At 59.0% G+C, this 21,132-nt stretch carries 17 protein-coding genes and 1 pseudogene; 7 read left to right on the top strand and 11 right to left on the bottom strand.

Features of this window, described 5'->3' with window-relative positions; genetic code table 11:
- Positions 1–22: 22 nt before the first annotated feature.
- Positions 23–1,315: a hybrid sensor histidine kinase/response regulator gene (locus I9H07_RS12885; protein ID WP_236423557.1), complete on the top strand. Its 1,293-nt coding sequence runs from the start codon at positions 23–25 to the stop codon at positions 1,313–1,315.
- 10 nt (positions 1,316–1,325) lie between these two features.
- Here I9H07_RS12885 and I9H07_RS12880 read toward each other — a convergent pair whose 3' ends face one another.
- A complete protein-coding gene (locus I9H07_RS12880) occupies positions 1,326–2,333 on the bottom strand; it encodes a DNA-binding protein (RefSeq protein WP_236423555.1) in 1,008 nt (335 codons plus the stop codon).
- A 176-nt stretch (positions 2,334–2,509) separates the two neighbouring features.
- Between I9H07_RS12880 and I9H07_RS12875 the strand changes: the two genes are divergently transcribed.
- The 3 genes from I9H07_RS12875 (at position 2,510) to ahpF (ending at position 5,832) form a co-directional block, all read left to right on the top strand.
- Positions 2,510–3,469: a site-specific integrase gene (locus I9H07_RS12875; RefSeq protein ID WP_024673805.1), complete on the top strand. Its 960-nt coding sequence runs from the start codon at positions 2,510–2,512 to the stop codon at positions 3,467–3,469.
- 110 nt (positions 3,470–3,579) lie between these two features.
- The gene (gene ahpC, locus I9H07_RS12870; RefSeq protein ID WP_024673806.1) at positions 3,580–4,143 is read left to right on the top strand and encodes an alkyl hydroperoxide reductase subunit C; all 564 of its coding nucleotides are present in this window, start codon (positions 3,580–3,582) and stop codon (positions 4,141–4,143) included.
- Positions 4,144–4,269: 126 nt separating this feature from the next.
- Positions 4,270–5,832: an alkyl hydroperoxide reductase subunit F gene (ahpF, locus tag I9H07_RS12865; RefSeq protein ID WP_024673807.1), complete on the top strand. Its 1,563-nt coding sequence runs from the start codon at positions 4,270–4,272 to the stop codon at positions 5,830–5,832.
- Positions 5,833–5,985: 153 nt separating this feature from the next.
- Here the strand turns inward: ahpF and gloA are convergent, their stop codons facing one another.
- A complete protein-coding gene (gloA, locus tag I9H07_RS12860) occupies positions 5,986–6,507 on the bottom strand; it encodes a lactoylglutathione lyase (RefSeq protein WP_024673808.1) in 522 nt (173 codons plus the stop codon).
- Between the two features lie 151 nt (positions 6,508–6,658).
- Between gloA and I9H07_RS12855 the strand changes: the two genes are divergently transcribed.
- Positions 6,659–7,216, top strand: a complete 558-nt coding sequence (locus tag I9H07_RS12855; RefSeq protein ID WP_024673809.1) for a DUF4946 domain-containing protein — start codon at positions 6,659–6,661, stop codon at positions 7,214–7,216.
- A gap of 480 nt (positions 7,217–7,696) precedes the next feature.
- Here I9H07_RS12855 and I9H07_RS12850 read toward each other — a convergent pair whose 3' ends face one another.
- The 5 genes from I9H07_RS12850 to mexE all read right to left on the bottom strand — a co-directional run bounded on the left by I9H07_RS12850 (position 7,697) and on the right by mexE (position 15,638).
- Positions 7,697–8,059, bottom strand: coding sequence for a histone-like nucleoid-structuring protein, MvaT/MvaU family (locus tag I9H07_RS12850; RefSeq protein WP_024646890.1), 363 nt, complete (start codon positions 8,057–8,059; stop codon positions 7,697–7,699).
- Between the two features lie 497 nt (positions 8,060–8,556).
- Positions 8,557–9,651, bottom strand: coding sequence for a HEAT repeat domain-containing protein (locus tag I9H07_RS12845; RefSeq protein WP_058391979.1), 1,095 nt, complete (start codon positions 9,649–9,651; stop codon positions 8,557–8,559).
- 144 nt (positions 9,652–9,795) lie between these two features.
- The gene (locus I9H07_RS12840) at positions 9,796–11,193 is read right to left on the bottom strand and encodes an efflux transporter outer membrane subunit (RefSeq protein WP_024673811.1); all 1,398 of its coding nucleotides are present in this window, start codon (positions 11,191–11,193) and stop codon (positions 9,796–9,798) included.
- On the bottom strand, positions 11,193–14,384 hold the full coding sequence (locus I9H07_RS12835) for an efflux RND transporter permease subunit (RefSeq protein WP_024673812.1): 3,192 nt from the start codon (positions 14,382–14,384) through the stop codon (positions 11,193–11,195). The genes I9H07_RS12840 and I9H07_RS12835 overlap by 1 nt, the downstream gene beginning before the upstream one ends.
- Positions 14,385–14,396: 12 nt before the next feature.
- A complete protein-coding gene (gene mexE, locus I9H07_RS12830) occupies positions 14,397–15,638 on the bottom strand; it encodes a multidrug efflux RND transporter periplasmic adaptor subunit MexE (RefSeq protein ID WP_236423553.1) in 1,242 nt (413 codons plus the stop codon).
- A 335-nt stretch (positions 15,639–15,973) separates the two neighbouring features.
- On the opposite strand from mexE, the pseudogene I9H07_RS25050 reads away from it, so the two are divergent.
- Both I9H07_RS25050 and I9H07_RS25045 read left to right on the top strand, forming a co-directional pair.
- Positions 15,974–16,996 (top strand): annotated as a pseudogene (locus I9H07_RS25050) (methyl-accepting chemotaxis protein); the annotation flags it as partial.
- 33 nt (positions 16,997–17,029) lie between these two features.
- On the top strand, positions 17,030–17,902 hold the full coding sequence (locus I9H07_RS25045; RefSeq protein WP_419178521.1) for a methyl-accepting chemotaxis protein: 873 nt from the start codon (positions 17,030–17,032) through the stop codon (positions 17,900–17,902).
- A 34-nt stretch (positions 17,903–17,936) separates the two neighbouring features.
- Here the strand turns inward: I9H07_RS25045 and I9H07_RS12820 are convergent, their stop codons facing one another.
- The 4 genes from I9H07_RS12820 to ehuB are packed head-to-tail and all read right to left on the bottom strand — an operon-like array spanning position 17,937 to position 20,984.
- Positions 17,937–18,734 (bottom strand): amino acid ABC transporter ATP-binding protein, encoded by a 798-nt coding sequence (locus I9H07_RS12820; RefSeq protein WP_236423552.1) that lies wholly within the window; start codon positions 18,732–18,734, stop codon positions 17,937–17,939.
- Complete coding sequence (gene ehuD, locus I9H07_RS12815) at positions 18,727–19,377, bottom strand: ectoine/hydroxyectoine ABC transporter permease subunit EhuD (protein ID WP_024646883.1); 651 nt, start codon at positions 19,375–19,377, stop codon at positions 18,727–18,729. The genes I9H07_RS12820 and ehuD overlap by 8 nt, the downstream gene beginning before the upstream one ends.
- Positions 19,378–19,379: 2 nt before the next feature.
- On the bottom strand, positions 19,380–20,057 hold the full coding sequence (ehuC, locus tag I9H07_RS12810; protein ID WP_236423550.1) for an ectoine/hydroxyectoine ABC transporter permease subunit EhuC: 678 nt from the start codon (positions 20,055–20,057) through the stop codon (positions 19,380–19,382).
- A gap of 54 nt (positions 20,058–20,111) precedes the next feature.
- A complete protein-coding gene (gene ehuB, locus I9H07_RS12805) occupies positions 20,112–20,984 on the bottom strand; it encodes an ectoine/hydroxyectoine ABC transporter substrate-binding protein EhuB (protein ID WP_236423549.1) in 873 nt (290 codons plus the stop codon).
- Positions 20,985–21,132 lie beyond the last annotated feature (148 nt).

The following is a 21,132-nucleotide window of genomic DNA, read 5'->3' as shown; positions in this document are numbered from 1 at the left end:
GCTTGAAGAGGATGGACCCCCTGTGAACAGAGAGAAACCGTCGATCCGCATGCCGCTGCATTTGCCAGCGCAGGATATCGAAGCCCGGCAGCACCTCGACGTGTTGCGTGAGAGCGAGGAGCAGTTCAGGGCGCTGGCCGACAACATGAGTCAGCTTGCCTGGACTGCCGACCCGCGGGGTCAGGTCAATTGGTACAACCAGCGCTGGTATTCCTACACCGGCGCTTCCTTTGAAGCCATGAAGGCGCTTGGCTGGCGCTCCGTCCTGCACCCCGAGCATCGGGAGCGGGTGGTGGCCAGACTGCAATATTGCTTTGCCACCGGGTCTATCTGGGAGGACACCTTTCCGCTGCGTGGCAAGGACGGCGCTTTCAACTGGTTTCTGTCACGTGCGCAGCCCATTCGGGACGTTCAGGGCCACATCACCCATTGGCTGGGTACCCACACCGACATCACCGCTCAGGTCAAAGCTGAAGAGGCGCTGCGTGATCTCAATGAAAGTCTGGAGATGCGCGTCGAACAGCGGACTCGCGAGCTGGCCGAAGCCTACGAGTTGCTACAGGTTGAGATTGCCGAGCGCGCCCAGGCGGAAGAGGTGCTGCGCCATGCGCAGAAGATGGACGCTATTGGCCAGCTGACCGGAGGTATCGCCCACGATTTCAACAATATGCTGTCCGGTGTGCTGGGTGCGCTGGACCTTATCAAGTGTCGCCTGGCGGCCGGTCGGGTTGATGAGGTCGAGCACTATATAGATGCGGCGGCAGCTTCGGCCAATCGCGCGTCGGTGCTGACCCAGCGGCTGCTGACCTTTGCGCGGCGTCAGTCGCTGGATGTCAGTGCGGTGGACATCAATCGCATGGTGCGGTCGATGGAGGAGCTGTTGCGCGGTACGCTAGGCAGTCGCGCGGTGCTGCACATTGAGCTCGAAGAGGGGTTGGGTGTGATTCAGACCGACGAGCATCAGCTGGAAAACGCCTTGTTGAATCTGGTGATAAACGCCCGCGATGCCGTGCCAGCGAGAGGGCGGGTGTGGGTGCGCAGCCGGTCTGTAACGCTTGCGGCGCAGCAAGCCAACGTGCCTGCGGGCGACTACGTCCGGCTCAGTGTCGAGGACACGGGGTGCGGAATCGCTCAAAGCGTCATTGATCGGGTATTCGATCCGTTTTTCACCACCAAGCCGGTCGGTCAAGGCACGGGGCTGGGGCTGTCCATGGTCTACGGTTTTATCAAGCAGGCCGACGGGCATGTGCAGATCAAGAGTGTCGAAGGTCGGGGTACCGAGGTTCATCTGTACTTGCCTTGCCATGCCGCATAACGGGGGCTTCTCAGGTCCTGGCTGGTTTCTTGGTGCTGGCTTTGGGCTTTTCAGGCTGACTCGTCTGGCGTTGCAGATTTTCCAGAGCAATTTCCTTCTTGGTCAGTAGCAGTTCCAGAACCCTGTTTTGCTGGTGAGCGTCTGTCAGGCTCTGCCTGAGTCCGGCTGCTTCTTCTTGCAGGCTTCTTAGCCTTTCCTCCAGCAGCGCGCATTGCGTGCGCACCTGTTGCTGCTGTTCGGCAGAGGCGGTTGCCTGAATGGCCGCTTTACCCAGCAAGTCTTGCTGGCTGTGCAATTCACGCTGGGCGTTGCGGTTTTCGGCCAGCAACCTTTCGTTGTCGCGATTCAATTGCGTGATGTCTTCTTGGCGCATGGCCAGACTTTGCTGGGCTTGCCTCAATTCCATCTGCAACTGCTGTACCTGGCCTTCATGGCGTTGTTGCTCATGTTCGCGCTGATCCTTGATCGAATTGCGATAGTGCTCGAGCGCTTCGCGAGCGTGCTGATGTTTCTCTTCCAGCGAGCTGATCTGTCCATCCTTGTCTTGCAGGCGCGCCTCCAGATCCAGCTTTACCTGAAGCAGTCTGGTCTGTTCGGTCTGCGTGTTCTGCAGCGTCTGCTGAGTGTGGAGCAGGGCGGCGGCCTGTTGCTCCAGCATCTCATCCCGTTGCTGCAGCTGCTTTTGCAGGTCGCTGATCTGCTGTTGAGTTGATGAGAGCTGCAGTTGCAGGCTGTTGCAGCTGGTTTCGTACTTGTCGCGTGCCTGATCGATACGTTCCTGAGCCTGCTCATCAAGCCGTTGCGCAAGGCGGGCCACCAGCTCAGTGAGTTCTTCATTGATGTCGGGTGCTGGCGAGTGCGCTGTATCCAGCTCCTTGAGGTAGCGATGGATAGTGGTTTTCGAGCCGGTGTTGCCCATTTCAATGCGTACCGCATCAATGCTGGGGTTCTCACCTCTGGCCAGCAGGGCGACCCTTGCTTTCTGCACCAATGCCTTGTTGACGCCGCCGCGAGCCATGTTTACTCCTACGATTTCGTACTGTGGTATGTACCCTGTAATTACATACTATATCAGGATTTAAAATTCGTCATTTTTTGAATTAAATAACACGGGATATTGGCGTATTATCCCGTATCAGGCGCTTATCGAAGCGTTTTCAGCGTCCAGCCCGGTACAGTCAGCAGGCTTGAGTCATGAATGACATTGATCGCTACATCGACGCCGCCACCCGCGATAACACCCGGCGCAGCTACCGGGCGGCTGTCGAGCATTTCGAAGTGTCGTGGGGCGGGTTTCTGCCAGCGACCAGTGAAAGCGTTGCGCGCTATCTGGCCACTTACGCGGGGACGCTGTCGGTCAATACCCTGAAGCTGCGGCTTTCTGCGTTGGCGCAATGGCATGTCAGTCAGGGTTTCGTCGACCCGACCAAGGCGCCGATGGTGCGCAAAGTGCTCAAGGGCATACGCGCCTTGCATCCGGCGCAGGAGAAGCAGGCCGAGCCGTTGCAGTTACAGGACCTGGAGACGGTCATCGCCTGGCTGGACACGGACGCTCGCGATGCCAGCGCTCAGAACGATCAGCCTCGGCTGTTGCGCTGCCGTCGCGACACGGCGCTGATATTGCTGGGTTTCTGGCGCGGCTTTCGCAGTGACGAGCTGTGTCGCTTGCAGGTGCAGGACGTCAAGGCCATGGCCGGATCAGGCATTACGCTGTACCTGCCGCGCAGCAAGGGTGATCGCGAGAATATCGGCAGGACTTACCAGACCCCCGCATTGCAGCGGCTGTGCCCGGTACAGGCTTATATCGAATGGATCAATTGCGCCGCACTGGTGCGCGGTCCGGTGTTTCGAGCGGTCGACCGCTGGGGCAATCTGAGTGAAGAGGGGTTGCATGCCAATAGCGTTATCCCGTTGCTGCGTCAGGCTTTCGAGCGTGCGGGTATCGATGCGGTGCAGTACACCAGCCACTCCTTGCGCCGCGGCTTTGCAAGCTGGGCGCACAGCAACGGTTGGGACCTCAAGTCACTGATGGCCTATGTTGGCTGGAGGGACATCAAGTCTGCGATGCGTTACATTGACGCCGCGCCGTTCCCGGGCAACCCAGGAGTGGGGAGCGGGCTGAAGGTTTCTTCTATTGATAAGCTGCCTTCATAGCGAAAAGCAATCGGTGACATCAGGTTTGCCAATGAGCGATTGTCATCGATGATGCGTAAGCTTCACTCCATCGAATTCACAACCCATCCAACCCATCAGGAGATATACCGATGCCTATCATCAACAGCCAAGTAAAACCGTTCAAGGCTACCGCATTCAAGAACGGCGCTTTCGTTGACGTCTCGGACGCTGACTTCAAAGGCAAGTGGTCTGTCGTATTCTTCTACCCGGCTGACTTCACCTTCGTATGCCCGACCGAGCTGGAAGACCTGGCTGACAACTACGAAGAGTTCAAGAAGCTGGACGTTGAAATCTACAGCGTCTCGACAGACACCCACTTTGCTCACGCTGCCTGGCACAACACTTCGCCAGCCATCGGCAAGATCCAGTACACCATGATCGGTGACCCGACGCTGACCCTGTCGCGCAACTTCGACGTGCTGATCGAAGAAGCCGGTCTGGCGGACCGCGGTACGTTCGTGATCAACCCTGAAGGCCAGATCAAGATCGTTGAACTGAACGACGGCGGTGTTGGCCGTGACGCTTCCGAGCTGCTGCGCAAAATCAAGGCTGCTCAGTACGTTGCTGCTCACCCAGGCGAAGTCTGCCCAGCCAAGTGGAAAGAAGGCGAGGCTACTCTGGCCCCGTCTCTGGACCTGGTTGGCAAGATCTGATTCGTATGAATCGGCTAGGGGCGTTGAGCTCTTGAGCAAGTAAACCGCATCGCCCCAAAAAACGCCCGGGCGGTAATCGCCTGGGCGTTGTTATTTCTACCCTTCGTAAAAACAGGAAGTCGCCACATGTTGGACGCCAATCTTAAAGCCCAGTTGAAATCCTACCTGGAGCGGGTCACTCGCCCCATCGAGATCGTCGCGTCCCTTGATGACGGCGCGAAGTCTCAGGAAATGCTCGCACTGCTCAACGACGTGATCAGCGTTTCCAAAGACGTCACCCTGAACGACAGCGGCACCGACGCGCGTACTCCGTCGTTTTCGCTGAGCAGCCCTGGGCACGATATCAGCCTGCGTTTCGCCGGTATCCCCATGGGTCACGAATTCACCTCGCTGGTCCTGGCGCTGCTGCAAGTTGGCGGCTACCCACCCAAGGTCAGTGCGGAAACCATCGAACAGGTTCGCGCCCTTCAAGGCGAGTTCCACTTCGAAACCTATTTCTCCCAGTCCTGCCAGAACTGCCCTGACGTTGTTCAGGCGCTGAATCTGATGGCAGTGCTGAACCCTGGCATCAAGCACGTCGCTATCGATGGCGCGCTGTTCCAGGATGAAGTCACCGATCGCAAGATCATGTCGGTGCCCAGCATCTATCTGAATGGCGAGCTGTTCGGCCAGGGCCGTATGGGCCTGGAAGAGATTCTGGCCAAGATCGATACGGGTGCCGGTGCGCGTCAGGCCGAAAAACTCAATGCCAAGGACGCGTTTGACGTGCTGGTAGTTGGCGGCGGTCCTGCTGGTTCAGCGGCTGCCGTGTATGCAGCTCGCAAAGGTATTCGTACCGGTGTGGCGGCTGAGCGCTTTGGCGGTCAGGTGCTGGACACCATGGCCATCGAAAACTTCATCTCGGTGCAGCATACCGAAGGGCCGAAACTGGCCGTGGCGCTTGAAGAACACGTCAAGCAGTACGAAGTCGACATCATGAACCTGCAACGCGCCGACAAGCTGATTCCTGGTGCAGCCGGTCAATTGCATGAAGTGAAATTTGCCAGCGGCGCGAGCCTCAAGGCCAAGACTGTCATCCTTGCCACCGGCGCACGCTGGAGGGAGATGAACGTTCCCGGCGAGCAGCAATACCGCAACAAGGGCGTGGCGTACTGCCCGCATTGTGACGGTCCGTTGTTCAAGGGCAAGCGCGTTGCCGTGATTGGTGGCGGTAACTCTGGTGTCGAGGCCGCCATCGACCTGGCGGGGATCGTGTCTCACGTCACGCTGCTGGAATTCGACGTCCAACTGCGCGCCGATGCGGTCCTGCAGCGCAAACTGCACAGCCTGCCTAACGTCACCGTGATCACCAGTGCGCAAACCACTGAAGTGACCGGCGACGAGCAGAAGGTCAACGGCCTGCGCTACAAGAACCGCACTACGGGCGAAGAAATCACCGTTCCGCTGGAAGGTATCTTCGTCCAGATCGGCCTGCTGCCAAACAGCGAATGGCTCAGAGGCGCTATCGAGCTATCGCCACGTGGCGAGATCGTGGTGGATTCGCGCGGCGAAACATCAGTACCTGGCATCTTCGCAGCCGGCGACGTCACGGTTGCACCGTACAAGCAGATCATCATCGCCCTGGGCGAGGGTGCCAAGGCCTCCCTGAGCGCCTTCGACCACCTGATCCGCACTTCCGCACCAGCCTGATAAGCAGGGCCGCGGAACAACAAAAAGCCCCGTGAGCGATCACGGGGCTTTTTTGTAGCTGATCTGCTGGCAGATCCACAACCGTCAATGACTCTGGTGCCAAGGCTCTGGCAAGCAGCTCGTACCGCTCGGCGTCACTGGGCGGCTACGACCTCAGAGTGGCGTAGGCTGGATGATTTCCACCCAGTAACCGTCCGGGTCCTTGATGAAGGCCAGGCTGTTCATGCGGCCGTCGGACAGGCGCTTCTGGAAGTCCACGCCCAGCGCCTCGAAGCGCTCGCAGGCCACTTTGACGTCAGGTACGGACACACAGATGTGACCGAAGCCGCGCGGGTCGCTGTTGCCATTGTGATAAGACGCTGTCGCATCGCTTTCGGTGCCGTGGTTGTGGGTCAGTTCCAGAATGCCCGGAATCGATTTCATCCACTCATCGCGCGCAGCGTCATCCTGCGGGATCTGCGCCTTGTCGACGAGGGCGAGAAAGTACAGGCTGAATTCAGCCTCCTTGAAGTCGCGCTTTGCAACCAGGCTGAAACCCAGCACGCGGGTGTAGAAGTCCAGCGACCGGGTGATGTCCTTGACGCGCAGCATGGTGTGGTTAAACACAAATTGCCGGGTAGCCGCTTCAGGCTCGGCAGTCACGCCTGGAAGTGTGTTGAGTTCGTGCAAGCTCATCGATGTTCTCCAACCAATGTACAAATTAGTGCCAAATGATACGGGGCAGGGCAGTCAGCGCCAAATCATGGGGAGCGGATAACTGCTTCGCCCTTGCTCGTCAGCGGCAACAGGCTCAGAATTTGCGGTCAACCGTACTGGCGACCCCATCATGATGCTTTCGCAATACCGACGCTGCTTGCCAGGCCTGGGCCTTTTTCTGCTGCTGTGTGCTGCACAGGCTCATGCCGCCGACGCAATGATCATCTGGCCTGCGGGTTGGGAGGTCGAGGCACTGCCGACTGAATCGGACGCGCCCGCTCAGCCCTCCGTGCAGGTCAGACAGCGCGCCGTCAAAAACGATCAGAATGGAAATCCGCTGATGGTCATGGAGCTGACGCAGACGCGTCTGACCCCGGGGCATGAGGTGAATGTATCCGGTGTGTTGCTTGAAATGCGCAAATCCATTCAGGTCAACTTTGCCCGCAGCGGTTTGCAGAGCGTGTGTACGCATGTGCGTGAAAGTCGACTCAGTGAGGTGCCGGCACTGGAGACAACCTGCACCATCACCCAGAATGGCGTGCATGTGCTGACCCAGACGCTGGTCGCCGCGGCCAGCAAGGAGATGGCCTGGTCGTTATCGTATGCGGGATCGGCGGAGGGGTATGCCGCCAACAAGGACGAAGCGCTACAGATTCGCGAAAGCCTGCGCCTGGATACGGTGCAGTGAGGCGTACTTTTCTGCAGACAAAAAGAAGCCCGCCGAGGCGGGCATGGGGCGCTATTCCTTTAGCGGTCTTCATCATCTTAGAATCCATGTGAAAAAAGTGTGAAGCCCTGATCACCTGCTTCCACGGCAGCAAAAATCTGACCAACCGACAGTAAAAATTATTTAATAGTGTGTAACAACAGACAAACTGAATAATTACTCTACGGTAGTCAGCAAGTGTTCAGGTGTCTGGCTGTGAACTGAATCGCTTAACCGGAAAATGTTTATTGGCGTCATTATTTTTGCGGCGCTAATAGCACTGTGACCGAAAGTTACATGTACCAGGCAGTTCATTTGCTCTGTCACATGATTTTCCAAGGTGTATCGTGCTGAAATGTAAGCTCACTATCGGTCATGCCGTGCCGCTTCGCTGCAACACACTATCCCGGGCCTCAAGCAAAAAAGCCCTGCAAGTGCAGGGCTTCAGGTGACGTAGTTGGGTCAGGCGCGAAGCCACGAATCAACAGTGTCTACACCGTATTGTTCTTTCCAGGCTTTGAGTCCGCGATGATTGCCGCCTTTGGTCTCGATCAGTTCGCCCGTGTGCGGGTTCTGATAAACCTTGATAACGCGCGCGCGGCGACGTTTAGGGCCCGCAGGTGCAACCAGCGAAGTGGCGCCTGCCGGGTCCATGATTGCGATGATGTCACGCAGGCTTTTGCCATAGGTGCCCATCAGGTCCTTGAGCTTTTGCTCGAATTCGATCTCCTTTTTCAATCCGGCGTCATTCTTCAACGATTCCAGCTGTGCAAGCTGTTCCTGAAGGGCTTTCTCTGCAGCTCGAAACTCGGCAAGTCTGGACAAGTAAATACACTCCAACAATGTAATGGCTGTTGTCAGCCCAATAAAGCGATGAGACAAAACTGTCTGGCCGATTTGCTCATTCGGTTCTGACCTCTACCTGCGGCGTCAATGATAAAACTTAGCCTTCCCGGCGGGGGATGTGCAGATACAGGGTATTTATAACTCACTAGCCCGCAAATGATGCACCTTTTTTTTCAGTTAGAAAACAGTCTTCTTCAAAATCATTAAATGAGGCAAGGCGCAGCTGTTGGATATACAGGACATTTCTTGTGTTATCGGGCGGGGTCTCTTGTAAGTTATTTCCGATATTCACCCATGATGAGAAACGTGTCACGTCGGGTAGCGCCATGCAGAGTCAGAAACATCTGACAGACATAAAGGCTGTCAGATATCGCGATATCAGAAATGTCTGAGGACCGCTCGCCGAACGGCCTGCAGCCAACAGAAGGGATAGCATCTGGCCAGTTTTTGGCGAGTTCCCTGGGGCTAGTCTGCCCCTACAATCCTTGCTGCAAGGCCGGATCGTCAGGGTTCTGCTGCTCCAGCTCAGCCAGCAGGACCTGGACATTCTGCAGCTGGCCGGTTTCTTTCCAATACTGGATCAGCAGCACCCTTGCCTTGCGGTTCGCGGGGTCATTCTGAACGATTTGAGTCAGCTGCTTTTGCGCGGCTTCCAGCTCATTCAGCGAATGCAAGGCAACAGCCAGCTCATAACGGTAGTCGTTGTTTTCAGGTGCAAGCTCGATTGCCTTCGCCAGGCTGAGCACGGCGAATTCGGCCTGCCCGTGATTCAGCAGCCAGACGCCCAAAGCATGCTGGATCATGGATGAACCGGGATTGTGCTCCACCAGCCGGGCGAAGAGGGCTCTCGCTTGCTCGGCCTGGCCTTTGCGGTCCAGCAGTTCAATGTGCGCCAGCGCCGCTTCAGTGTTACCCGGGTCAAGCGCCGTGGCCTGTTGCAGGGCCGTCAGGGCGGGTTCGAGATCACCGGTCTGTAGATAAAGCTTCGCCAGTTGCAGTTGGTTTTGTGCGCTTGGGGGCTGACTTTTCAGCGCCTCTTGATAAACCTCGGCGCTTTGCTGGAGAACGGCAAAGTACAGACCCAGTTCATCTGGTGACAGCCCAAGCAAAGCGCTGGTGGCGTGAAACCTGACGGATTGTTCGGCGTCGTCCAGTAACGGGCCGAGCAACAGGCTTCGCTGGCTGTTGGAAACCAGTTTGACGCTGACGTCGATGGCGGCTTCGCGTATGCGGGGTGACGAGTTACCAAGACCGGCATCAAGCAGCTTGAGGGCCTGGGGGCTCGGGTAGTCGCTCAACTCTGCAAGCAGGTTGATGCGCTGCGCCTCGGACAGATCGGTGCGGGCCAGCTGTTGATACAGCACGCGGGCGGCGCCGGGCTTGCCGTCGTGGGCCTGTTCCAGCGCCTGCTCGTAGGTATGGCTCAGCCTGGCCGGGGCGCTTTGTACCGGCGTGCGCCACCACCAGAATGCCAGCGAAAGCGCCAGCAGTGATGCAGCCGCGCTGCCGATCAGCCAGCGACGTCGAGTAACAGGTTGAGGCGATAACCCCTTGAATGGCAGTCTGGGCATATCGGATTCCAATACATGACGGGGTGCAGCTTCGGATAGAGGGTGGCAGCTGTCAAACGCCAATCGTGCGGCCAGCGGATTAACGACAAAAAAGCCCCGCGTCCGGAAGGGAGCGCGGGGCTGTATTAAACATGATCGTTCAGATCAGGCTTGCGGCTGCCAACCGCCGCCCAACGCTTTGTAGATCGCCACGATGCCACGATACAGCTCGATTTCCGCCTGAGCCTGGGAATCTTCTGCCGCCAGACGTTCGCGTTCGGCATCGAGCAGCACCAGAAAATCGGCGGTGCCCTCGCGGTACTGCACCGACGCCAGTCTGGCGGCGGCGCGGCTCGATTCGCTCTGGCGCATCAGCGCCACCAGGCGTTGCTGACGCTTGTTGTAATCGCTGAACGCGTTTTCCGACTCTTCAAGCGCGAGCAATACCTGCTGCTCATAGTTGGCCAGTGCGCCTTCGGCATCGGCATCGGCGCTGCGAATCTGCGCCCGGACACTGCCCAGGTCGAAGGCCGCCCAGGTGATGCTCGGGCCCAGCGACCAGGCTCTGGCGGCGGACGAGCCGATCTGTGAACCACGTCCTGCGGTAAAGCCGAGAAAGCCGCTCAGGCTGACCCGTGGAAACAGGTCGGCAGTCGCCACGCCGATCCGCGCAGTCGACGCCGCGAGCTGACGTTCGGCAGCGCGCACGTCGGGACGATTGCGCAGCACCTGCGTTGCATCGCCGATCGGCAAGGCCTTGGCAATCGCCGGCAGCTTGCTGGGGCTCAGGTCCACGCTCAGAGTGTCCGGGCGTTCGCCCAACAGGGTCGCAATGCGGTTGCGCTGGCGAGCCTGTTCAGCCTGCAATTGCGGCACCGTTGCTTCGACAGCGGCGAGACGCGCATCGGAACGCACCACATCCAGCTCGTTGCCGACCCCGGCATCACGCAGTTGAGTGGTGATGTCCTGAGACTTCTGCTGGTTGCTCAGGTTGTCGCGGGCGATGGCTTCACGCAATTGTGCACCGCGCAGCTGGCCGTAGGCGTCCACCACCTCGGCAATCAGTGTGACCTGAAGCTGATACAGATTGGCTTCGGCCACGTCCTGGTCGGCATCGCTGGCCTCCAGTTGGCGCTGAATACGTCCAAACAGGTCCACTTCCCATGCCATGTCGAGGCCCAGGTCATAGCGCTCGCTGTTGACCCGGCGCTCGGTGATGCCGGGCTGCTGCCCCTTGCCGATGTCACTGCTGGCGCGGCTGGTCACGACCGGCATGACATCGTTGGCGACGTCATCGCGAATCGCCCGTGCAGACTTGAGGCGGGCAAACGCAACGCGCAGGTCGCGGTTGCCATCCAGCGATCTGGCGACCAGTTTATTGAGGGTGGGGTCCTCGAATTGCTGCCACCACAGGGTGTTCATCTTGCTGCGGTCATAGTTGCCCTGAGCCGCGGAGGCCAGCTTTGCCGGTGCCGTTTCCGGCGTCTTGTAGTCCGGGCCGACGGCGCAGGCCGCCAGTGCCATGACCAGCAGGCTCGGGACAAAGAGTTTAAACGCGCTCATCAATGCATCTCCGCAGGCAGGTTTTGCAGTTGCTGCGCACGGGCGGCCTTGCGGGCCTCCTTGCGCTCGACGTAATTACGGATCAGCACGTAGAACACCGGCGTCAGCAGCAGGCCGAAGAAGGTCACCCCGAGCATCCCGGAGAACACCGCGACACCCATCGCATGGCGCATCTCTGCACCGGCACCACTGGACAGCACCAGCGGCACGACGCCCATGATGAACGCGAACGAGGTCATCAGGATCGGCCGCAGACGCAGGCGGCAAGCCTCCAGCACCGCATCCAGCGGGCTCATGCCTTCCGCCTGTTTGTCCTTGGCAAACTCGACAATCAGAATCGCGTTCTTGCACGCCAGGCCTACCAGTACGATCAGGCCGATCTGGGTGAAGATGTTGTTGTCGCTGCCGGCAATCATCACCCCGGCAATCGCCGAGAGCAGGGTCATCGGTACGATCAGGATGACCGCCAGCGGCAGGCTCCAGCTTTCGTACTGCGCCGCCAGCACCAGAAATGCCAGCAGTACGCAGAGCGGAAACACGAACAGCGCCGTATTGCCCGAGAGGATCTGCTGGTAGGTCAGGTCGGTCCATTCGTAGATCATGCCGGTGGGCAGTTCCTCACGAAGCAGTTTTTCCACAGCAGCCTGAGCCTGTCCAGAGCTGAACCCCGGTGCAGCCGCACCATTGATTTCGGCCGTTATGAAGCCGTTGTAGTGCATGACACGGTCGGGACCTGCGGTGTCACTGATCTTGACGAAAGTGGCCAGCGGAATCATTTCGCCTAGGTTGTTGCGCACCTTGAGCTGGCCGATCTGGTCGGCGTCCTGACGGAACTGCTGTTCAGCCTGGACGTTGACCTGATAGGTGCGGCCGAAGCGGTTGAAGTCGTTGGCATACAACGAACCCAGGTACACCTGCAGGGTGTCGAAGATATCGCTGACCGCCACGCCGTGGGTCTTGGCTTTCTCGCGATCGATTGCAGCGTCGACCTGTGGCACGTTCACCGTGTAGCTGGTAAACAGCCCAGCCAGTTCCGGCACGCTGCGACTTTTGGCAATGATGTTCTGGGTTTCCTTGTACAGCTCGTCATAGCCCAGGTTGCCACGGTCTTCGATTTGCAGACGGAAGCCGCCAATGGTGCCCAGCCCTTGTACGGGCGGCGGCGGGAAGATCGCCATGTAGGCTTCCTGAATCGAAGCGAACTGGCCATTCAGTGCGCCGGCAATCGCGTTGGCCGACAGGCTGGCGTCCTTGCGCTCATCGAACGGTTTGAGGGTCACGAACACCACGCCGTTATTGGGGCTATTGGTGAAGCCGTTGATCGACAGGCCCGGGAACGCAATCGCGTCTTGTACACCTGGCTGCTTGAGGGCCAGCTCCGACATGCGCTTGATGACGTCCTCGGTGCGGTCCAGGCTGGCGGCGTCCGGCAACTGGGCAAATGCAACCAGGTATTGCTTGTCCTGGCTCGGTACGAAGCCGGTCGGTGTACTGGCAAAGCCCATCCAGGTCAGGACCATCAGGCCTGCATACACCAGCAGGGCAATGCCGCTGCTGCGAATGACCCTGGCGACGGTGCCGACATAACCATGGCTGGCTTTCTCGAAGAAGCGGTTGAACGGACGGAACAACCAGCCACCGAGGATTTTGTCGAGGAAGCGCGAGAAACGGTCCTTGGGGGCGTCATGACCTTTGAGCAGCACAGCGGCCAGCGCTGGCGACAGGGTCAGTGAGTTGAACGCCGAAATAACGGTCGAGATGGCAATGGTCAGCGCGAACTGCTTATAGAACTGTCCGCTAAGCCCGGAAATGAACGCCGCTGGCACGAACACGGCGCACAACACCAGTGCCGTAGCAATAATCGGCCCCGTCACTTCGGCCATGGCCTTGTGCGTGGCGGCAACCGGTTCAAGCCCCAGTTCGATGTTCCGTTCGACGTTCTCCACCACCACGATGGCATCGTCCACCACGATACCGATCGCCAGTACCAGCCCGAACAATGACAGCGCGTTCAGCGAGAAACCGAACATGTGCATCACGGCGAAGGTGCCGATCAGCGAAACCGGTACGGCAACCAATGGAATGATCGAGGCGCGCCAGGTCTGCAGGAACAGGATCACCACCAGCACCACCAGAATCAGTGCTTCGAACAGCGTGTGAATCACTGCCTCGATAGAACCACGCACAAAAATGGTCGGGTCATAGACGATGCTGTAATCCATGCCTTCCGGAAAGCTCTTCTTCAGCTCGGCCATCCGCGCCCTAACATCGTTGGAGATGTCGATGGCGTTGGAGCCTGGGCGCTGGAAGATCGGGATCGCCACCGCAGGCTGGTTATTGAGCAGCGAGCGCAATGCGTACTGGCTGGAGCCCAGTTCAATGCGCGCAATGTCCTTCAGGCGAGTGATTTCGCCATCGGCACCGGCGCGAACCACCACGTTTTCGAACTCTTCTTCACTGACCAGACGGCCTTGGGTATTGATCGACATCTGGAAGCTGGTGGCATTCGGCGACGGCGGTGACCCCAGCTGGCCTGCAGCGACCTGGCGGTTCTGCTCGCGAATCGCGTTGACCACGTCGGTGGCGGTCAGGTTACGTGACGCGGTTTTGTTCGGGTCGAGCCAGACACGCAGCGAGTAGTCGCCCATGCCGAACAACTGCACATCACCGACGCCGCCCAGTCGCGCCAGCTCGTCCTTGATGTTGAGCACGGCGTAGTTGGACAGGTACAGCATGTCGTAGCGCTTGTCCGGCGAGGTCAAGTGCACAACCATGGTCAGGTCAGGGGAGGCCTTGTCCACGGTAATACCGATGCGGGTCACTTCTTCGGGCAGTTTTGGCTCGCTGCGGGTCACGCGGTTCTGCACCTGCACCTGCGCGTTGTCCAAGTCAGTGCCCAGTGCGAAGGTGATGGTCAGGGTCAGCTTGCCGTCGGCGGTGGCTTGCGAGGACATGTAGAGCATGCCTTCGACACCGGTAATCGCCTGCTCCAGCGGCGAGGCGACGGTTTCACCGATCACCTTCGGGTTGGCACCGGGGAAGTTGGCGCGGACCACGACGGTCGGCGGCACTACTTCCGGGTATTCGCTGATCGGCAGCTGGAACAACGAGATGGCGCCGGCGATCAGGATCAGCAGTGACAGCACTGCGGCGAAGATCGGCCGTGAGATAAAGAATTTGGAGAAGTTCATCGGACGAGTCCCTTAGCCGCGTGGCGCAGTAGCGCTGGCGATATTGACAGCCGGTTTTGGCGTCACTTTTGGCAGGTTGCTGGCGTCGAGAGCCTGGCGTTGTTTGAGCAGTGCGGCGAGGGTTTCGGCGCTGGCCATCGGCGTGACTTCAGGGTCCACAGGCTGGCCGGGACGCACACGCTGCAGGCCTTTGACGACGATGGTGTCATCCTTGCCCAGCCCGTTGCGCACGATGCGCAAGCCTTCGATTTTCGGGCCCAGCTCAACGGCGCGATAGGCAGGCTTGTTGTCCTTGTCCATCACCAGCACAAACTTCTTGCCCAGGTCGGTGCCGACCGCTTCGTCGTTGATCAGGACGGCCGAGTATGTGCCGCTGCCCACCAGTTTCAGGCGTGCATAAAGGCCAGGGGTAAAGCTGCTGTCCGCGTTATCGAACACCGCACGACCGCGAATGGTGCCGGTCCTGGGGTTGACCTGGTTGTCGACAAAGTTCATCTGGCCCAGGTGTGGGTTGCCGGTTTCGTTGGACAGCCCCAGGTAGACCGGAGTGGTCTGGCCACGCTGGCCTTTGCGAGCCAGTTCGGTGTACTTGAGGAACACGCGTTCGTCTGCGTCGAAGTAGGCGTAGACCTTGTCGGTGGAGACCACGCTGGTCAGCGCCGTGACATCGGCGGTGACAATGTTCCCGGCGGTGATCTCGGCGCGGCTCACGCGGCCAGCAATCGGGGCGGTCACGCGGGTAAAGCTGAGGTTCAGTCGGGCCAGGTCCAGTTGCGCCTGTATCGCCGCGACACCGGCTTTGGCTTCCTGCGCCGACGTTGTACGCGAGTCGGCCAGTTCGGCGGAAATCGCATTGTTGCTGCGCAAGCGTTCACCGCGCTGGGCCTCGCTTTCACCGCGAGAGGCCACGGCACGCGCCTGCTGCAACTGGGCTTCGAGGCGGCGGACTTCGGACTGGAACGGACGGGGATCAATCTGGAACAGCAAATCGCCTTTCTTGACCAGCGAGCCGTCGGTGAAGGCCACCTGATCGATCTGGCCTGACACACGAGGGCGAACTTCGACGGTTTCCGGAGCCTCGAGACGACCCGTGAATTCATCCCACTCGTTGACCGGCTGTTCCAGTACCTTGGCGACGGTGACTTTGGCTGCGCCGGGCGCTGCAGGGGCTTCTGACGTCTTGCCGCACGCACTGATCACGATGAGAGCGATAGCCGTGAGGGGGAAGCGCAGATGGCTGATTGTCTGGGGCATGGGAAGTTCCGCCGAGAATAGTGAATGGGCGGATTCTGTTGGCGGTGGGTGTTATTAACGAATCGAATAAATCGAAGGTTACTATCACCCGCAATGATGCAGGGTCACAGGGCCGGCAACCGGCGACCCGAATCAGCAGGTTCGTGAGGTCCACTGCCGCGCATGACATGTGCAAAGCGAGCCCGCGCCCTGTCTGGATAGCACCTCACTGGCCGAAAAAAAGCTCATGTCATATTGCTATCTTTGCGATCAATTCTTGCAATCGCCACGGCTATCAAGTTGTCCGGTCCGGCGTCGATCTTTGGGTATTCCGATAAATCCCAAGGCGAAATTTGATGAAATCGACATGGCTGGACAATTTGAACGTCAGCAAAAAACTGAGCTTGGGCTTCGGCCTCATTCTGCTCGGCGTACTGACGGTGACCACTATTGGCTACTTCAGCACCAACCTGCTGATCGAGCGGCTGGGCAAAGCGGCCAAGGTCGCTGAAGTAAAAGCAGATGCGCTGAGCCTGAGAATCGCTGCACAGACCTACATGGCAAAGCCTGACGCAAGCACTCAGCAGGGTTATGTCGCTGCCCTCGACGACCTGGGCAAGACCATCGAGAACGGCCTGAAGATTCTGACCGTGCCGGTCAACGCCGATAAGCTCCGAGGTATCCGCGATCAGGCGGATGGCCTTAGGCAGACGTTCAGCCAGATGGTGGACAACAACCAGAAAATCGACCAGGCCATGCAGCCGTTGATTACTATTTCCGAGCAGGTCAGCGGCAGTTTCGAAACGCTTCTGCAAAAGACTTTTGAAGACGCCTCACGCTCGCTTGAACAGAACGCTATCGATCAAGTGAAGGTTGCCGGTGACTTGCGCAACGGCATGACCAACTTTCGTCTGGTGTTCCGTCGCTATATCAGTATTCCTACCGCCGAAAACAAGCAGATCACCTTCGACGCAGCAGACTCTCTGATTACCCAGGTGGGTAGCGCGCGCGCCCAGTTGCCGAACAAGGCCGGTCCGGCGGTGGATGCTGCCCTTGCAGCCTTGCAGCAGTATAAGTCGCTGATGGTTTCCATTTCCCAGCTGATGCAACAAAACGACCAGATCCGCGACACACTGCGCCAGCAGGCGCTGGACATAGTCAAAAGCTCCGACGGGTTGATGGCGGGGCAGGTAGTCAGCGCCAATAAAGAAAAAGACAGTGCCGTGACCCAGTTGCTCACGGTGGCCTTGATCGTCCTGTTGCTGGGCATCTTCGCGGCCATCCTGATCACCCGTCAGATCACGCGCCCCCTCGACTCCACGGTGATCGCGGCCCGGCGTATTGCTGACGGCGACCTGACCAACGACATCAGCACCACCCGCCAGGACGAACTGGGCCTGCTGCAAAACACCATGCAACACATGACCGTGTCGCTGCGAACCTTGATCGGCGGTATCAGTAACGGTGTGACACAAATTGCCACAGCAGCCGAAGAGCTTTCGGCCGTCAGTGAACAGACCAGCGCGGGTGTCACCCAGCAGAAAATGGAAGTCGATCAGGTAGCGACTGCCATGAACCAGATGGCGTCCACCGTGCAGGAAGTCGCGCAGAATACTGAGGATGCATCGCAGGCTGCCCGGCAGGCCAGTGAGCGCGCAGCCCATGGCAGCAGTGTGGTGCAACACGCCACACGCGAAATCAGTCAGTTGGCGGGTGAAGTAGGGCAGTTGGGCCAGGCCATGCAGCGCCTGATTCAGGACAGCGACAAGATTGGCGGCGTGATCGATGTGATCAAGGCGGTGGCCGAGCAAACCAACCTGTTGGCGCTCAATGCGGCTATCGAAGCCGCCCGTGCGGGTGAGCAGGGGCGTGGCTTTGCCGTGGTCGCCGATGAAGTGCGCTCACTGGCTCAGCGCACGCAGAAGTCCACCACGGAAATCGAAGCGCTGATTCAGGCTTTGCAGCACGGCACCGGCGCGGCCTCGGATTTGATGGACGCCAGCCGTCAACGCACCGAAGGCACCGTGGAGCTGGCTCGTCAGGCCGAACAGGCGCTGGTGGAAATCACTCACTCGATCGGCACCATCGAGCAAATGAGTCAGCAGATCTCTGCCGCCGCCGAGGAGCAAAGCGCGGTCACCGATGAAATCAATCGCAGCGTGATCAGTGTGCGCGACATTGCCGACCAGTCCGCGACGGCGACCGAGCAAAGCGCGGCGTCCACTGTAGAACTGGCGCGCCTGGGCAGTAACCTGCAAGACATGGTGGCCCGCTTCCGGATCTGATCGTTATGCCAGAGACAGGGAGCAGCGCTGAAATTCAGCGCTGTTCTACCAACTGCAAGAAGCGTCGCGTTCGTTCATTTTCCGGGTTCAGCAGGATGTCGCTGGCTGAGCCATCCGCCACAATTCGCCCGCCCTCCATGAATAAAACCCGGTCAGCAATGTCCTGAGCGAACTTCATCTCGTGGGTGACCAGCAACATGGTCATTTGAAACTCGTGGGCAATCGAGCGAATCACGGCCAGCACTTCGCCAACCAGCTCAGGGTCCAGCGCTGACGTGACCTCGTCGAACAGCATGATCTGCGGACGCATGGCCAGTGCCCTGGCAATCGCCACACGTTGTTGCTGTCCGCCGGATAGCTGGCTCGGGTACGCGTCGGCCTTGTGCGCAAGCCCGACCAGCCTAAGGTATTGATGCGCGCGCTCCATGGCCTCTTCGCGCGACAACTGCAGTACTCGCAATGGCGCTTCGGTAATGTTTTCCTGCACGGTGAGGTGTGGAAACAGATTGAACTGCTGAAACACCATCCCCACTCGATGAATCACCGGGCCCTTTGATGAGCCCGGCCAGCGCCAACGCGCGGTCTGCGCCGGGACAGGTTCGCCCGCCACTTCAATGCTGCCGTGCTGATAATTTTCCAGCCCTTTGATCAGACGCAGCACCGTTGATTTGCCCGAGCCACTGGGGCCGATCAGCGCGACTTTCTGGCCTTGCGGGATGCTCAGGTCCAGATGGTCGATGACCCGGTTACGGCCGAAGTCCTTGACCACTTGCCTGAGCTGTATCTGCGCCTCTGCGGCGGGCAGGGCTGTGGTGTGTGCGAGATCAGACATGATTGCGCCTTTCCAGGTATTTGAACAACAACGACGTCGGCACGCTGATCGCCAGGAACATCAGCGCCATCACCGTGTACGGCTCGTTGTAGCGATAGGTCATCCCGGCGATCTGCTTGGCTGCCTGAAACAGTTCGGGGATGGTGATCACGGCGAGCAGTGGCGTTTCCTTGAACATGCCGATCAGGTAGTTGCCCAGCACCGGCAGCATCGGTTTCAACGCCTGCGGCAGAATGATGCGTCGCCAGGTGTCGCCCCTGTTGAAGTCGAGCGCGCGAGCGGCTTCCCATTGTCCCGCCGGGATATCCTCGATTGCGCCGCGATAGGCCTCGGCGATATAGGCTGCGTAATAGCACCCGAGGCCGATTACGCCTGTGGTGATCGCCGGGAAGGTGATGCCTGCCAGCGGCAGCGCAAAGAACAGTACATACAACTGGACCATCAGCGGGGTGTTGCGGAAAAAGCTCAGGTAACCCTTGCTCAGGTAATGTACGAGCTTCAGCTGCGAGCGTAACGCCAGCGCCAGAACCAGGCCTAGCAGCACCGCTAGCAGGAATCCCAGTAACACGACTTGTACGGTGACCAGCAGGCCCTGAAACAGCTCCGGCATGATCGACCAGGCGAATGCGACATCGAATTCCATCTTCAACCTCTCGCCTGGCGCCACGCCGTCGCGTGTCGTTCATATCGCCGGACCAGCCAGCTCAGCGGCCACGCCATCACGAAGTAGCAGACCAGCACGATGCTCCAGATCAGCGTTTGCTGGCCCAGCGTGGTCACCAACTGGCTGCCGCTGAAGGTCAGGTCGGTGAGGGTGATCAGCGAGACCAACGAGGTGGTTTTCAGCAGTTCGACCAACTGATTGCCCATCGGCGGAATCACGAACGGCAGGGCCTGCGGCAGGATGATGCGCCGAAACGCGCTGATCGGCCCGAAGTCCAGCGCTCGCAATGCGTCACGCTGCCCCTGGCTGACGTTGATCAGCGCCGAACGGATGATTTCCGAGCCGTAGGCCGAAAACGTCAAGCCCAGCCCCAGCACCCCGGTGGTCATGGGCGACAGACGAATACCGAACAACGGCAGAATGAAGAACAGGTAAAACAGCAGCACCAGCGCGGAAATGCCACGCAGTACTTCGACGTACAGCGTGGCGAACCAGCGCAATGCCCGGAATGGCGACAGGCGCATCAGGGCGATCACAAACGACAGCACCACTACCAGCAACTCGGCGAGAAAGGTGATTTGCAGCGTAACCAGTGCGCCGTGCGCCAGTTGTCTGGCGATGAAACCGGCGGTTTCCAATGTTGCAGGGTCGACAAGCATGGCCTGTACTCGTATGGGTTAAGGCCTTAAGCAGTGGCCCGCAGGCCACGCAAATCAGGGGTTGCAGCGTTGAGCTGCGGTAACGGTGGGCTCAGCCAGCTCGTTGTCGGTGTAGCCGTACTTTTCGAGAATTTTCAGCAGCTCACCAGACGCCCGGAGTTTGGCCAATTGCTCGTTGAACGCCTGCTCGAAAGCCGGATCGTTTTTCGGCAAGCCATAGGCATGGTAATTCCAGCCGTGTTTGCCATTGGCGTCCGGGATCTGCTCGAACGGCAAGGCGCGCTCGATGTCCGGGCTGTTGGCCTTCTTGATCAGGCTGATGACTTCTGCATCAGGGAAATACACCACATCGACCCGACCGGCCTGCAAGGCGGCCAGTGCCTCGGTGTCCTTGTCGAACAACACCACATTGCTGTTGGCGATACCGCTGTTCTTGGCTTCCTGGACCTGATTGCTGCCAGGTTGCGTGGCCAGTCGCGCTTTGCCATGGCTGGCAACATCCTTGAGGCTGTGCAGGTTCAGCGGGTTACCGCTTTTGACAATGAATGCACCGCCGGATCGCGTGACCGGGTTGGAAAACGAGATCACTTTGCAGCGATTCGGATTGATGAACAGACCCGCGCCGATCAGATCGAAACGACCCGCTGCAAGGCCGGGCACCAGAGAGCCGAAGTCAGTGATCGGCGTCTCGATCTTCGTGATGCCCAGTGGTTCGAGAATGGCCCGCAATATCTCGACATTGGCCCCGGTGGCCTTGCCATCGGTGCCGATGTAGGCATAAGGCTGCTCGTTGGCAATGCCAGCGGTCAGACCGTCGCTGCGGCCCTTTTCCAGCAACCCGGCCAGCGCCGGGAATGACAGGGCGGCGTTCAACAGTAACGCCGAACCGAACAGGGCTGAGAACGACAGGGGTGTGCTACGTATCATTGCGTGCGCTCGAAGTAGAGGGAAAGGGGCGTTTTGCTGAGGCGGCCAGATCATGTCGATCAGCTGCTCACGCGCGCTTCGTCTTGCCTGCTTCCTGCGTGGGCAATGCGTTTTTGCATAAGGCGCAACTCTATAGCTATTAAAAAAT

Origin of the sequence: Pseudomonas syringae, from assembly GCF_023278085.1 — a bacterium.
Taxonomy (GTDB): Bacteria; Pseudomonadota; Gammaproteobacteria; order Pseudomonadales; family Pseudomonadaceae; genus Aquipseudomonas; species Aquipseudomonas syringae_Q.
Note: the sequence above shows the minus strand (reverse complement) of the source record. Positions and strands in the feature narration are given on the sequence as shown.